Genomic DNA, 14,198 nt, shown 5'->3' with positions numbered 1-14,198 from the left:
CTAGGATCTTGCGTACAGGGGGAACACCATGGACAGGATCACCATCGCGCACCGTGTCGCGCTGGCACTGACAGCGCTATGCATACTTGCATGCGGACAAAGCGTGCCGGCACAGAGCATGCGCTCTGCCACTGGCAAATCCGCCAGCAAATACATACCGCCCACGCAGCAGCCATACAACTCCATGGCGCGCGACACCACGCCGTTCAATTGCGAGCAATACCGCGCGCACCCGCATCCGGGCATGACGCGTTACTGCCAAGGCATCGAGAACATGACGTTGCGTAACGAAGCGCATCGGCAAGGGCGACCTGCTCCGTCGGATTCCATCATCGCGCTACCTGGCCTGGGCACGGCGGAGGCAAAGCAGCTGGGCTACGCGTGCGTGGGCGGGCAGGCGATGAAGCGGCTGCGCAATGGATGGGAGCAGGTATCTGCCGCTGCGGGTGGATGGCAGCGGTATCAGGGTGGGTAAGTGACCCTATTCTCCGCTAGCTCTAAACGAAGCGAACAGACGCCAATAGATGGCGGCCCTGATCAACACTGAAATCCCCACTGCTAGCACCGGAGCGAAGCGGAGTGGCGTACGGCTAAAACCCGCCCACTAGATGCCCACTTGGCCAGGAGGCACGGACATCCCGGCACAAGGCGAAGTGCACTACGGGTTTCGTTCCGTTGAAGACCAGCTCAAGGCAACCCTTGAGCACGTAGGCGGCAAGGCGCTGACCTGATCCCGATGCAGCTAGACCGCGCTGACGCCGACCAAAACTCGTGTCAGTAGCACATAGCCGATCATCGCCAGAGTTGCAAAAACAAGACCATTGGCAATGAGGTGAGAGCGGTTGCCGCGGTTTTCAGCTGCGGCACGTTGTACTGCCTGTGCCCGGTTAACCCGGTAAAGCAAGAATGCCGAGCCAACCATGATCACTGCACTACAGCCGAAAGCGGCAGGATGATTGGAGATGAGATAGCCCTGCAAGAATTTCCCGTGACTCGGAACTGCAGCCTCCCAGCCGGCTGGTAGGGATTTACCTTGAAGATCGAGAGCAGCGATGGGCTTGGCTGAGAGGAACGTGGACGTAGCATAAAAGGAGACAATTAGCGGCAGCCATAGCAGCAGCTCAACTACGTACAGGAGAGGGAACTTCATATTTTTCAGCATATTTTTCGGATATCTCGACCTAGTAATCAGCTTTTTAATAATCGAGCTTTCGCTCTCAATCGCGCCTCAAACGGATGTTCCCACAACATCTCGCCAAGCTGTTGGTGATCCGAGGAGCCGCGCGCTACAAACCTTGCTAACTTAGCCGAATACGTAAGTGCGATGAATCCTGCCAGTTCCCAGCTGGTCGTGATGCACCGTCAAGGAGCGTATGGCATCGCCCTGCCATTACTCACCCAGCGCCGCGCGGCAGGCGGCCAGGGCGAGGCTGATGTGCTTTTCCACCATCTTGACGGAGATGCCCATGACGGCGGCGACTTCGGGGTAGGTGGGCCGTCGATGCGGTTGAGCATGAAGGCCCGGCGGCATCTGGGCGGCAGTGCGGGCAGCGTTTGGGTGTGCAGGTGCTGCAGGGTGCGGCGGGCGTCCACAAGCTGGTCCACCGCGCGGCTGGCTTAGAGCGGCTAGCACAACTACTACGCGGCCGTTAGGCGGGCGACCGCTCGCTACCTTTTGTTAGCCGCTCTTAATCCGGTTTCCTCCAATTCGGATTATTCCCCAATGTCGGGTATCGCCTGACCAGCGTGTGCAGTGCGTCGGCCAAGGCAACCGGGTCCTTGCGCAACGGCCAGACAATGTCGAAGAGCCCGCCTGACAGGGCCACTCCCTCCGTGAGCTTTCTAAGAAGATTCTGTATGCGTCTTGCGTGATCTTCGCTCGGCGGAGCGTATGTCTCCTCGACCCCGGACACCAGGTTCGCAACCTGCGCTGCCAACTCTGGTTTGAGGATCAGGCCCTCCTTGAACTGCAAGAACTTTGCATCGCCGCCTGCCTTGGCCACCTGGATTTCGAGGTCGACATCCGCCGCGAGTTGCCGCATCTGTTTGAACATGGGGTGGCCTGCGTATTGCTCGATGCCCTCGACAGGCGGCGCGGCTGCGTCCGGGTTCGCATAATGGTTAGCGATCCGGTTCTGGATCTGCTTAATTCTTTCAGCAATATCGTCGCTACCGCCAACCGCCCTTTTCCCGAGTGCACACTCACTCATGCGCGTGAGCAACCTGAGTGCTGATTTATGCTCGGCATGGAGGGCTTCATTATTGAGGATGGGGCCAATGGCATTGAGCAATGTGTGCGCCATCCCCTGCATCTGCAACAGCATGCGAGTTTCCACGCCCGAGCGCTGTGGCCGCGTTGGCTGTGACGTCGTTGGCCGCGATGGAGTTGGCCGTGACGTTGGCCGTGATGGGGTTGACAGGCGCGGCGGGCGACGTTGCAGTCCCTGCAATGGCGACTGATTCGGCAAGGGTGTCGATGGGGCCGGCCGCTGCGGCGTGCTCTGGGGCGTGGGTTCGTGCTGCGTGTAGGTCACGTGCGCGTGGGTGCCACTGACATTGTTTGAAAGACAGTTTCCCATCGGTTTTTCCCACTACTTCAATCATGGGCGGCGAGTACATCAGAGCCAATCCCGGCACTGCGCAAGCAAACGCGAATGGGCGGTTGTGGATCCGAAGCTACGCCCCGCTGGTCAGCAATGCAGGAGAACCCCTTCGTCGCAAGGCACGCGGCCAGCTGCCGTAGGCGGGCAGGCGGTGCAGCGGCTGCGTAACGGATGGGAGCAGGTATCTGCGGCTGCGGGTGGATGGCAGCGGTGTCAGCGTGGCTAGGTGGCTCAGGTTGGCAGGCGTGAGGGCCTGGTGCATCTGCCCGGCTGCTTGTGATGTGCTGCTAAGGCGCACAAGCCGTGTGTTCCACCCGTTGCTCAAGAATCGCGCGCACCGCGTTGGCGGCGTCGAAGATGGCCTGGCCCAGGGTTGGCAGCGTCTGTGCGTGCAGGCACTGTGGCGCGCTCATGGCGATCACGTCGCCGTGCGCGGCGATGGTGCGCATCAGGCGCTCGAGCTGGTCGATCTGGTCCAGGGTGAGACAAAAGACGGCGGCATGCGGGTGCATTGCGTGATCCTCTGCGAGGCGGGCGCGTGCGCACGCAGCGTGGCATGCGCGCAGCGCGCCTGAAGGGTGGCCGTGCACCTGCGTGGCTACACGCGCACGGTGGGGCCGGTCAGTCTGTGGGTGCCACGCTCACCACCAGCTCGCCATCGCGCAGGCGGATGTGCAGCTTGCTGCCGATGGCAAAGCCCAGTTGTTCCAGCCAGCGGCCACGCAGGCGCAACGTGGGCACGCGTAGGTCGCTGGCGGGGTAATAACCGTAGCCGACGGTGCAGTGTGTTGGGGCACGCGGGTGGCCGGGGCGTGGGGGGCGGGCTTCGGTGCGGGGTTGGGGGATGGGCGTGCGCTCGACGTAGGGCCGCGGCTTGAGCGTGGGGTCGAGCGAGTGCCAGCCGATCTCGCGGGGCGGCGGCTCCGTGGCGCGCTTGCGTGCTGATGTGGGACGGGACGTGGGTCGACGCATGGCAAGGCCCTCCTTGACGAACAGGCCCCGTTGCACAACGCAACGGGATGTCGGGAGGCTAGAAACCGCAGAGAGCCGGCGGGCGTATTCCCCTTGCGGGTGTTGTATTAGCCGCCCTCCCGACGCAGGCATCGCGTCGGTTGCACCCGCAAGATGCTGCAGGCACAAAAAACCCACCGGTTTGACGGAGGTGGGTACCGCTCTCTGAGGAGTTTCTAGGCTCCTTAGGGTGGAGATTGCTACGCGCTACGTGACGTGTCAACTGGCTGAGGCTGGTAGTCTGGAGGACACGCGCTGAGACGTGTTCTTAGCGGGGCAGAGCACAGAGAATTTCGAAGTACGACGCGAGCAGAATGTGGTGTCCTCCACCTTTAGCCTGCGACAGCACTACTCTGCGCATGACTTGCAACCGCTCTATTCGATCAGGATCTTGTGCAGAAGAGTTTGGAGTAGCCGTGATAGATAGAGAACTTGCCTCGGATCGAAGCGTCGCGTTGGGCAACAGGAAGACAATGACAAGGTTCCGCTCACTCACTCTGCTTGTTTCGCTGACGCTTGCGGCGATGCTATCGAGCGCCTGCGCTCGCTCCTCCGAAGAGAAAGCCGGCGATGTCCATGGTGTGCGCTCCGTGGCAGCCAAGTCCCCAGCATCCCACGCTACGTCAAAAACCGTGACCAACGGAGTCAACACCACGACGACAGGCATCAGCAACCAAGAGTTAGAGGCTCGATTGCTGCAGTTCATCGATGCATTTAAGGTTCCAGAGGACATGAGCTATACGCGCTTGGAGTCCGCGCTGGGAATGAAGCTTGGGCCCGCCTCAGAGCCTGCATCTCCTTGGCATGTGGTGAAGGACGTCGCACTAGCCGATGGCTATACGTTCTATGCCACGCATTTTCCTGCGAAAAAAGGCTTTTCAAGCATGGAGGTTGCGGTGGCTCTGCCCAATCCCATCGACCCAACGCGCACGCCGACATCCGTCTGCATTTGGGACGCGGCAGCGCTCTCGCAGAAGTTGGAGGCCATGGGTTACAAGCGCGGCGGGCAGCGCCCTTTCCAGGCTGGATGGCTACGCCAACACTGGCGCTCCATCGACAACGGAAAGCAGGGCTTCTCAGTGGCATTGCTGATTTATCGAACTAGCCAAGAAAGCGGCTCGCGCGAATGCGCGTTTGGCGTGCAAATTGATGGAGGTGATGTATGACACCTGTTGATCCGCGAATTGAACCTTTGCTAGCTCGGATGGCCGAAGACCCGCGCCTTCCAAGGGAGGCCGAGTCCAGCATTCGGCAAGCGCTCGCTGAATCTCCGTACCTATCCAACTTATTAGGCAATGCGATTGAGAAAGAACAGATAGGAGCGATTGCGGTCTCGCGCGGCCAAAACAACGGCGGCCACTTTCAAGATAGTAAAGATGGCAAGGCGGGCACGCTCAACATTAGCGAAGCAGCCTTCGCAGATTTCAGTGGTACCCAGCGCATCGACTACCTGACAGAGGTCATGGGCCACGAAACGATGCATGGTGTGCTGGCTGAGCATCGTACCCAGGCACTGGCAGAGTTCGGAAAAACCATGGGCAGCCGCATGCAAGAAGCCCATGAGAACCGAGAGGGTCAAGTCGACCTCACGGGGCCGACGCAGGTGTACTTGGACGCAACCCGAGAAGATGAAGCATTGTCCGAGATTTCCGGCATGCGCGCCCTGCATAATCGTATCAAGCATCAAAGCCCGACGATGCCGGATGACATTGTCGAGCTACGGCTACTCCAACGCTCCACCACCCGTTGCGTAGACAGAGAAACAAACCCTCCGCAATTTGCCAACGGCTTGAGCTACGACGAGCTAACGACGCGCCCATTTGCACGCAACGACGCGCTAACCAAATCAGTAGAGCAATGCTTTTACGATAGTAGAGGCACGCTCGGTCCGCACGGCGACTCCGATTACCGCAACTACTATGGCGTCAATCTGATCAGCCATATCGCACAGAACTACGATCATCTTGCGCACGATCGCCGGCCTCCTGAAATTCGCATTGACCTCAAATCACTGGGCCTGGACCCAAAGCAGTTGGAGCGCAATGGGCTGGAGTTAGGCTCCGCAAAGACATTCAATATCGTTGATCTGGGCAAGGACGGCTACGGCATGGTCCAACTCAAGGAAACCGGCGCGCGCAGCATCAACTCGCCAAACCCGGCAACGCCCATTGAGCCGAGCCGCGCATTGACGCCTGCTGACGCAGGCCACCCGGACCATGCCATGCATCAACAGATTCGCGGCAAGGTGGAGCAGCTGGATGCCGCCAACGGGCGCACATTCGATGCAACCAGCGAGCGGATGACGGCCAGCCTGCTAACCCTGGCCAAGGACAATGGGTTGACCCAAGTCGACCACGTATTGCTCAACGAAAAGACCAAGGATGTGCCTGCTGCACAGACCCTGTTTGTGGTGCAAGGCGAGCCGCAGGACCCAGCAAAGCTGAGAGCGCATATGCCGACAGCGGAGGCCGCGCAACGCCCGTTGCAAGAAAGCTTTGCGCGACTGGAAACAGTCAACCAGCGCTTGGCGCAGGAGCGTGCACAGGAACAGTCGGCAGAGCATCAGCGTTCACAAGAGCAGCAACAGCGCGGCCCTGTGCCGACGTTGTAGGAAGCAGACGCACAGGTTATTTTCTTGGACGTCCATATCCGTAGTTACTGCTCAGGAAAAGAATCTGCTTTAAGTTAATTGATGACTGTTGGGGCCAGAATTGAATCTGACCACGTTATTTGGATTGTGCGCGGTCAAGCTACCGGAGACGCTATTACAGGAGCTTCGTTGGCCGGTGGATCCGGCAAGGATTTCAGCCGTTCTGTAGTAAGCTTTTCTTCTAGGTCGCGGAGCTCTCTGAGCCGCTCTCGCATGTAGGATTCTGGATTCCACTCCTTCGCTGGCCGGGAAGGCACACCACTCGTAAGCCGGAGCTGTTTAGCCAGATCAGCGACCATCACGCCTAGTTCCGCGAAGCGAAGTTGTCGCTCAGCTATGTAGCGATCATAAGGCGGGTCATCGTATTCACTGACACCCTGCAAATAGTCTTTTGCCTCATCAAGCTCAAGCGGTATGGAAAGAATCGTATACATCAGTATTGAATCAATCGACTTCCATTCGACTTTTATCCCATCCCACGTGAGTTCGGGAATTTTCGTTTGCGCGACATAAAATTCTTCGCCTTCGTCAGTGCGACCGGCTGGTCTACCGTATGCCGTTCCGTCGTCGCCCACTACGCTCGCGCAGCCATGCATAAGACGTTCAAGCTGAATCAGCACAGTCGCTCCCAAGTAAGCGGCGTCAGCCTGTCTCTCGCGTCTACGCTTCCAGATATCTGCAAGCTGCGCGAGCAACCAGCCTGCAATGACACCGCCGAAAATTTTTTCTAATGAATCCATATCTTCACCCGCGTCTTTAATCATTAATAACCATCTCGACTAGCGCTTTAAAAAACGGATAAATTCTGATTTATTAATTAAATCTGACTCCGTCTCTGTAAACGCCTCAAATTAATTTTTTGATCAAATAACAAGTACTCGACAATCGACTAAATTTACTTCATTTGACTGACCAAACCTTAACAGCCATCTCGGCCATGATCGTTTGGCGATTATTTATTTCTTCCGAAGTCCACTCACTTGAATCAGCAATCATTTTAGTGAATGTGAATTTTGACTTTTTAAGTTCGCCGCGCTTGGTGGCAAAGTCATCATTTCCAATCGTACTATTTATGCGTGTTGATAGGATGGCCATGTTTCCCAAGCGTCGTTGATAAGCTCTTGCTTCATCGGGGGCCCACGTCTTTGACCAGCCACCGGAAAGTGTGATGGGTAGAATATGCTCTAGGTTTACTTTATCTGTATCGGTACTTGGAACAACCTCAGAGTCTGCATTGCTCCCTTGATCCAGCGATCTTAAATAATATCTGGCAAGTGACTGCTTTGAAATTGTCGCAGTAGTGAAAGCCTGAAAGAATGCAGAGTCGCTAGGAAGCGTAGTAAATACCTTTAGTATTTCAAATATATTTGTCAACTTCCCCTCGGTGACTTGACGAGCGGCATCGCTATAGATTTTCTCTAGTGTTCCGCCACCCGCACCCCCAACAATTTGAAAACGAACAGCCACGGATACTAATTTCTTAAAAGAAGCACTTACTTTTTTTGCTTCAAATTTTTCAAGAATTGCCAACAATAGCGGTCTCATCTGGACCATTCCAAGCAAATTGAAAGCAATTACCGACTCACGCGTTGCATGGTCATATCTATTCCAGTATTCATGATCGGTATTTATGAGAGACGCATAAGTTTTTGAATTATTACTGAGCTCAGTTGAAAATGATAAGGCAAGCTTTTTACTAGTTATCTTTTTCTTTATCAGTCCAAAAAGGTCTTTCTCTCTTACAAGCCCGTATCTCGACATCGCGAAATGGCGCAGATAGCTGACAATTAACGGATCATCAGACGCACTCTCCAATGTCGCCACCATTGTGAGCCAACGGTTCTTCGTCTCTTCTATTTTGTCGGAAGAGCGATGGAAAAGATAATTTTTCAGCAGATCGGAAATAGCCAACTCCAACCCACGATCATTAAGAGTTTCAAAGATAACAAATGCATTACTATCATCCGAAGTAACGACTAATATTACTTTTAGATTTGACTCCAAATAATCAAGCCACTCATGAAGGGCCTCCTCGGAATCTTTTGAAGCTTCACATATTTTGTCAACATACAGGCGAATACGATCGGAAGCAGCCAATAGTCGAGCATGCGACTGTCTTGGGTATTTAGCCCTATCAATAGCCGCCTTATCTTCTATCAACTCCTGATATAACTCGTTATCAACCTCGTTAAGTGCAAGCCTGGGCTCGCGATCCTTTGTTTTGCGATCAACATTTGCGAGGTAATCATTTCGTATAGAATTTTCTGCCTCTTGGTCTCCGTCATCTCGGAAACGATCGCGAATAGCAGCAATAAGCAAACTTACGGTCGTAAGACGTTGCTGGCCGTCCACCACTTCAAATCTACGTTCGACAGGACCGGTCACTACTAAAGAACCAAGAAAGTATTCTCGCTCTCCGCCGCGTATGGCATCCTCAATATCGGCTAATAGAGCGTCAACATGTTCATCTTCCCAGGCATAGGAGCGCTGGTAAGGGGGCACCCGAAATCTCCGAGTTTTAAGTACGTTACTAATTCCATCCAGTTGAATATTTATTTCCTGAACCTGGGACATCACCACTCCGTTTCTTATATTAAATTTCTGATGCCGACTAAGGTGGTGCGAGTGTCCAGCAGTTTACGGCGCTGGTAGCTGCCGAAATACAAAGCGATAGTGCTTTGATTGAAGCCCTGTACGAACAGGCCGTTTTGCTGCGGCAGCAGCCATGGCACGTTCGTACGGATGGCGAAAAATACGCCAACTCCCACAGCGAGCCCAAGCAGCCATTGTAATGACCGCACAGCCGTAAACCCGGTACTTCCCCGTCTGCTTCCCATGCATGAAACCCCCGTTCCAGCCTGCACACTACCGTTATGTAGTGGTTTTGTCAGCGGGGTACCCGGCATTTTGTACCAGCGGTGTCATCCGCTGTGATTGCGCGCACTAAATTGCATGGTGAGGCGCTCGTCTTTGTGCGAGCGCCTCTACCATTTACTGCAGCGTTCGCTTATTTCTTCTTGCCGCTTTTATCCGGCGTCTGACTCAAAGCGGACCCGGCCGCTGTTTTTGAATCCTTACCGGTGCTGCCGCTACGCAAGACCTTGCTTGCGGCCTTGGCCGCTTTGGGGCCGGTTTTCTCGTTGGTCGCCATGCGTGTGACCTCCTCGCCACCCGAATGGTGGCGGGGCGACGCTAGGCCGATTAAGTTGACCGCACAAGTCCGGTTGCATCGCGCGATGCGGCAGATACTGCAAGACCATCAGATTCAACTACTTGTCGGTGTCTTACGCAGACGCCGGTAATACAGGTTGTCGCCATCTATATAGACCCGCGTTCTTGGCGTTGCCATTCCACTTCCCTGAAATGAAAAAACCGGCGCAAGGCCGGCTTTTTCTCCCTGACTCCTAAGGTGCGAGCCCATAGCAATGAGGGTTAGTTGTTGAGGCCCACGTTAGCCACGACCGGCAGGCACGTCAACCTGACATGACGGCACCATGCTTTATCCACCAAGGCGTTGATCTGGGAAACGTCTGCTCCAACGATATTGCTTGGGAACTGTCTGGCTAGCATGTACTCGGATGCAGCCTTACTGGGGACGATGGTCGCCGTCCAGGGCAGTGCATTCGAGACACCTCACCCGTTGAGCGTGCGGCCGCCGTCGACGATGATTTCCGAACCCACTGTCCACCGGGATTCGTCGGAGGCCAGGTACAGCACGGCCTTGGCCACTTCGTCCGGGGTGCCGAACCGGCCGAGCGGGATGGTGGCGGCAATGTCCTTGTTGACCTGGTCGCGGTACGCGTCGGGGATGCCGAGCTTGTCGTACAGCGGGGTTTCCACCGGGCCGGGGCTCACTGCGTTGAGGCGGATGCCGCGTGCCAGCAGTTCGCTGGAGAGTGTCTTGGTCATGCTCAGGAAGGCCGCCTTGGTCGCGGCATACACCGACGAGCGGGCCGCGCCCACATGCGCATTGATGGAGGTGTTGAGCACCACCGAGGCGGGGTTGGCGAACACCGGCAGCAGCGACTGGATGAGGAAGTACGGGCCTTTGACGTTGATGGCGAAGGAGGCCTCGAACGCCTGCTCGCTCCAGTCTTCGATCGGTGCCCATACCGAGACGCCGGCATTGAGGAAGGCGATGTCGAGCTGGCCGTAATGCGCCTGCACCGCGTACGCGAGTTGCTGCTGCGCGGTGACGCTGGCCGAATCGGCGCGCAGCACCAGCACCTCGCTACCCAACGCGGCCTTGGCGTTGGCGATGGACTCGGGGTTGTTGCCGGTGACGATGACGCGGGCGCCTTCGGCAAGAAACTGCCTGGCGGTCTCCAGGCCGATACCGCTGGTGCCGCCGGTGATGAGGGTGCGTTTGCCTGCTAAACGGGACATGGGGTGCTCCTGAGCGAGGCCCGCCGTGCGTGGCCGGCCTTCGAGGTGTGCAGCGTGCGCCCATGCCGAATTTGCTAGAAGACCTTGGCGCCACATACCATTCATGCGATCTGCGCATGAATAAGGGCTGGCGATGGACCGGTTTCTGCTGATGACCTGCTTTGCCCGTGCGGTGGAAACCGGGAGTTTTTCTGCGGCCGGGCGGGATCTGGGCTTGGGCCAGCCCAATGTCAGCCGCCACGTGGCAGCGCTGGAGGAGCACCTGCACACGCGGCTGCTCAACCGCTCCACCCGCAAGCTGGTGCTGACGCCGGAGGGAGAGCGCTACTACGCGGAGGTGCGCCGCATTCTGGATGCGGTGGGCGAATCGGAAATGTCGCTGCGCGAAAACGTGCAACCTTCCGGGTTATTGCGGGTGGCCTGCCCCACGGCGTTGTCGCATCAGTATGTGATGCCGCTGGTGCCGGAGTTTCTGCGGCGCTTTCCGGGACTGGAGCTGGATCTGCAGATCAATGACCGCTTCGTCAATCTGCTCGATGAGGGTGCGGAGCTTGCCATCCGCATCGGCCACCTGGAAAACAGTGCGCTGCGTGCACGGCGGATTGGGGCGTTCAAACGCGTGTGCGTGGCAAGCAAGGACTATCTTGCCGAGCGCGGCATCCCCACCGTGCCCGACGACCTGCGCCAGCACGATTGTGTGATCTACACGCTGTTGGCCTCCGGGGCGAGCTGGCGTTTCAAGGAGGTGGACGTGCCGGTCACCGGCAGGATCCGGGTCAATTCGCCAGAAGCCGCGCGCGAGTCGGTGAGCGCGGGCCTGGGCATCGGGCAGGGGCCGGAATGGTTATTCGAACAAGGGCTCAATGCCGGGCATCTGCAGATCGTGCTCAGTGCGTTCTCTGGCCCTGCGGTGCCCATGCACATCATGTATGCCGCCAACCGCCTTGTGGCCAAGCGGGCGATTGTGTTTATGGATTTTATTGCCGAGGCGTTTGCGAAGATTCCGCAACTCAACTCCCCCTCCTGCTCGCAGCGATAGACGTTTATTCCAGCGGTCTTGGCGACGGGCGCTGGTAGTTGGAAAACGTCTTGTGGAGTGAGGCGGCGCGCTCATCGGCAACGACGTTTTCCACACTGCTCAACCCACGCGATGCGATGACGGCCGAGGCTTTTGCATCGCCCAATAGGTAAGCCAGGCGCAGGTACGCCAGACTGTCGACCAGGTTTTTGTTGTTGGAGTCGCTGGCGTACACATCCGACAGCCCGTAATAGGCATACAGATTTCCGGCCACTGCGGCGCGCCGCAATATATCGATCCCCTTATAAAAGGGCCCAGTGAGTGCGGTTTTTTTGCCGTAAATCACGGTGGCGGCCTTGTTGCCTGCTTGCGACTCCGCTTTGAGCTGGTCCAGGTTCAAGGTTTCCAACCGGGCGAGTTCGTCCTCTGTCGGGTAGCCGTGGGTCCACAGCCACTGCGCTTCTGCATCCGAGTTGGCAACCAATGGCCCACTGACCCTGCAGGCATTGGGACCCTGCGGGCATAGATAGCGTCTTGCTTCCTGGATCACAGAAGGCGGCTTGATGTTGGCCGCGTGATCGGGCGGCATTGCTGCGGCGTTGCGCTGGCCAGTGGCAGTTGGGGGTGTAGCAAGCGCAGACGTTGACGCCTTGCCGGTTTGCGTTGGTTGGTCTGTTTTTCCGCAAGCGGCAAGTGCAATGCACAGTGCCGCCAGGGGCAGGAATGTTTTTACGCGCATGGTGCCATCCGTTGCAGGCTGCAGTGGTCAAGCGTGATGGTGCTTGATGTTGGCCTGCGATGCGAATGCGTCCTTTGATTGCTGGCCTCTGATTGCAGGCCTGCGCTGGCAGTCAACACACACTGCCTCACTCCCTACCCTCACCCCCGACCCCTCTCCCGGGGGGAGAGGGGAGTGTTTGCCACGTCTGTGGGGCAAAGCAGACCGACTCCGCCGCCTTTGGCCTGCACTGCTCGCAGCCCGCACTTGGCGGGCTGCAGATGCGGCGGTTGAGGCCGCACCACGCAGGTGGCGCGTGGCCGGGTGCGGCGTGTCGCTCCCTCCCCGGTTGCACGTTTTGCCGTGCGGTTGGGGCCGCAGGTGGCACCCGCCCAGCTGTCCTGGCTGCTGGCGCAAGAGTGGGCAAAACAGGCCACACGGCGCGCCCGGCGCGGCGGGCAGCCATGTGCCGCCGAAGGCCAGATCGCTTGCTGCGTAAGGCTTTCAAGGAAGTGACGCGATCTGATTTGCATGAAATTGGAGCCCCTGAGACGAAATGCATCCCTGGTCTGAATTTTCCGTATATCGTGCGTTACGTCACATTTAAATGTGACCAACGTCGCAATTAACCGGCGAGAAGGATCTGGGCATGACCGACAACACGATTGGGCTGCACCCGCAGCCATTGGGCGGGCGTGGTGTGGCAGGACAGGGATGGGCGGTCATGCCGCCGTCGTTGACGTCGTCGTTTGGTCATCGCCGCATGGCCGCGTTGCTACGCGTGCCGACATCGACACCGTCGTCAGCTCCAGCTCCAGCTCCAGCGCCAACTCCAACGATAGCGCCAGCGCCAGGGACACCCAGTCTCAAACGGCTGCTGCGCAAAGGCGCGCGCAGCCTGCTGAGAACACTGCCCTGGCGGCACCAGGACCGGCTCCACTTCCTGCATACATTCGGGCGGCTGCCGGATCTGTATGCGCCGAAGTGCTTCAACGAAAAAATCCTCTACCGCAAATGCGTGCACGGCGATTACCCGCTGTACACGCGTCTGGCAGACAAGTTTGCGGTGCGCTCCTATGTGGCGGCCAGGATCGGTGAGGCGCACCTGGTACCGTTGCTGATGGACAGCACCGACCCACAGGCGTTGTTGCAGCTGCCACGCTGGCGGCAGACCGTGATCAAGGCCAACCACGGTGCAGCCATGGTGCAAGTGGTGCGCGACGAGCCGGATGCGGTGCAGAAGCGCCGCATGATCGAGCGCTGCGGCCAGTGGCTGCGGATCGACTTCTCCGAGATGGTGCGCGAGATCCATTACCGCGATATCCCGCCGCGCATCCTGGTGGAGCGGTACATCGGCGAGGCGCAGCAGGTGCCGGTGGATTACAAATTCCACATGTTCCGGCAGGCGGATGGCAATTTTCATTACGTGCTGCAGGTGATCTACGGCCGCTTCGACACACCGAAGCTGGCGATGACCTTCTTCGTCGACAACCTGCACACGGCCTTCCACCGCATCCGCGACGACGGGCGCACGCCGCCCTGCGCGCCGGGGCTGCTGGAGCAGGCACTGGAACTGAGCAAGGTGCTGGCGAGCGACTGCGATTACGTGCGGGTGGACTGGTATATCCAGCGCGGAAAAATCTATTTCGGCGAACTGACCTTCACCCCGGGCGCGGGGCTGGTCACCGGGCTGGCCCGCGGGCTGGACCGGATGATGGGCGATATGTGGGTGCAGCGGCGCATGCCGGTGGAGCCGTGGTTTTCCGGGGAAGGCATCCGCGTGCGCGTGCCGGTGCGGTGAGGCGTGGCGCC

The 14,198-nt window shown here is 57.9% G+C and carries 14 protein-coding genes; 5 read left to right on the top strand and 9 right to left on the bottom strand.

What is annotated here, in order from left to right:
- Positions 1 to 28 precede the first annotated feature (28 nt).
- Positions 29 to 475, top strand: coding sequence for a hypothetical protein (locus FFY45_RS19565; RefSeq protein ID WP_176341707.1), 447 nt, complete (start codon positions 29 to 31; stop codon positions 473 to 475).
- Positions 476 to 742: 267 nt separating this feature from the next.
- Here FFY45_RS19565 and FFY45_RS19560 read toward each other — a convergent pair whose 3' ends face one another.
- The 4 genes from FFY45_RS19560 to FFY45_RS19545 all read right to left on the bottom strand — a co-directional run bounded on the left by FFY45_RS19560 (position 743) and on the right by FFY45_RS19545 (position 3,575).
- Entirely contained in the window at positions 743 to 1,150 is a 408-nt protein-coding gene (locus tag FFY45_RS19560) for a hypothetical protein (protein WP_255172087.1), read from the bottom strand.
- A 538-nt stretch (positions 1,151 to 1,688) separates the two neighbouring features.
- On the bottom strand, positions 1,689 to 2,324 hold the full coding sequence (locus tag FFY45_RS19555) for a hypothetical protein (protein ID WP_176341705.1): 636 nt from the start codon (positions 2,322 to 2,324) through the stop codon (positions 1,689 to 1,691).
- Between the two features lie 566 nt (positions 2,325 to 2,890).
- Positions 2,891 to 3,115 carry a hypothetical protein gene (locus FFY45_RS19550; RefSeq protein ID WP_168959155.1) on the bottom strand — a complete coding sequence of 75 codons (225 nt, stop codon included), beginning with the start codon at positions 3,113 to 3,115 and terminating at the stop codon, positions 2,891 to 2,893.
- A gap of 109 nt (positions 3,116 to 3,224) precedes the next feature.
- Entirely contained in the window at positions 3,225 to 3,575 is a 351-nt protein-coding gene (locus tag FFY45_RS19545) for a SymE family type I addiction module toxin (protein ID WP_176341704.1), read from the bottom strand.
- Positions 3,576 to 4,087: 512 nt separating this feature from the next.
- Between FFY45_RS19545 and FFY45_RS19540 the strand changes: the two genes are divergently transcribed.
- Together FFY45_RS19540 and FFY45_RS19535 are read left to right on the top strand one after the other, a co-directional pair.
- Entirely contained in the window at positions 4,088 to 4,780 is a 693-nt protein-coding gene (locus tag FFY45_RS19540; RefSeq protein WP_176341703.1) for a hypothetical protein, read from the top strand.
- Positions 4,777 to 6,225, top strand: coding sequence for an XVIPCD domain-containing protein (locus tag FFY45_RS19535; protein WP_176341702.1), 1,449 nt, complete (start codon positions 4,777 to 4,779; stop codon positions 6,223 to 6,225). Before FFY45_RS19540 ends, FFY45_RS19535 begins: the two co-directional genes overlap by 4 nt.
- Positions 6,226 to 6,359: 134 nt before the next feature.
- Here FFY45_RS19535 and FFY45_RS19530 read toward each other — a convergent pair whose 3' ends face one another.
- The 4 genes from FFY45_RS19530 to FFY45_RS19515 all read right to left on the bottom strand — a co-directional run bounded on the left by FFY45_RS19530 (position 6,360) and on the right by FFY45_RS19515 (position 10,650).
- Positions 6,360 to 7,028 (bottom strand): hypothetical protein, encoded by a 669-nt coding sequence (locus FFY45_RS19530; RefSeq protein WP_176341701.1) that lies wholly within the window; start codon positions 7,026 to 7,028, stop codon positions 6,360 to 6,362.
- A gap of 136 nt (positions 7,029 to 7,164) precedes the next feature.
- Positions 7,165 to 8,838: a DUF262 domain-containing protein gene (locus FFY45_RS19525; RefSeq protein ID WP_176341700.1), complete on the bottom strand. Its 1,674-nt coding sequence runs from the start codon at positions 8,836 to 8,838 to the stop codon at positions 7,165 to 7,167.
- 433 nt (positions 8,839 to 9,271) lie between these two features.
- Entirely contained in the window at positions 9,272 to 9,415 is a 144-nt protein-coding gene (locus FFY45_RS19520; protein ID WP_162866341.1) for a hypothetical protein, read from the bottom strand.
- Between the two features lie 482 nt (positions 9,416 to 9,897).
- A complete protein-coding gene (locus FFY45_RS19515; protein WP_176341699.1) occupies positions 9,898 to 10,650 on the bottom strand; it encodes an SDR family oxidoreductase in 753 nt (250 codons plus the stop codon).
- Positions 10,651 to 10,801: 151 nt separating this feature from the next.
- Between FFY45_RS19515 and FFY45_RS19510 the strand changes: the two genes are divergently transcribed.
- Complete coding sequence (locus tag FFY45_RS19510) at positions 10,802 to 11,689, top strand: LysR family transcriptional regulator (RefSeq protein WP_255172086.1); 888 nt, start codon at positions 10,802 to 10,804, stop codon at positions 11,687 to 11,689.
- Between the two features lie 4 nt (positions 11,690 to 11,693).
- Here FFY45_RS19510 and FFY45_RS19505 read toward each other — a convergent pair whose 3' ends face one another.
- On the bottom strand, positions 11,694 to 12,407 hold the full coding sequence (locus tag FFY45_RS19505; protein ID WP_176341697.1) for a hypothetical protein: 714 nt from the start codon (positions 12,405 to 12,407) through the stop codon (positions 11,694 to 11,696).
- 742 nt (positions 12,408 to 13,149) lie between these two features.
- On the opposite strand from FFY45_RS19505, the gene FFY45_RS19500 reads away from it, so the two are divergent.
- Complete coding sequence (locus FFY45_RS19500; protein ID WP_439333556.1) at positions 13,150 to 14,187, top strand: ATP-grasp fold amidoligase family protein; 1,038 nt, start codon at positions 13,150 to 13,152, stop codon at positions 14,185 to 14,187.
- Positions 14,188 to 14,198 lie beyond the last annotated feature (11 nt).

Source organism: Xanthomonas hortorum (genome assembly GCF_011305375.1).
Lineage (GTDB): Bacteria > Pseudomonadota > Gammaproteobacteria > Xanthomonadales > Xanthomonadaceae > Xanthomonas > Xanthomonas hortorum_E.
The sequence above is the reverse complement of the archived record's forward strand: the minus strand, read 5'-3'. Positions and strand labels throughout refer to the sequence as shown.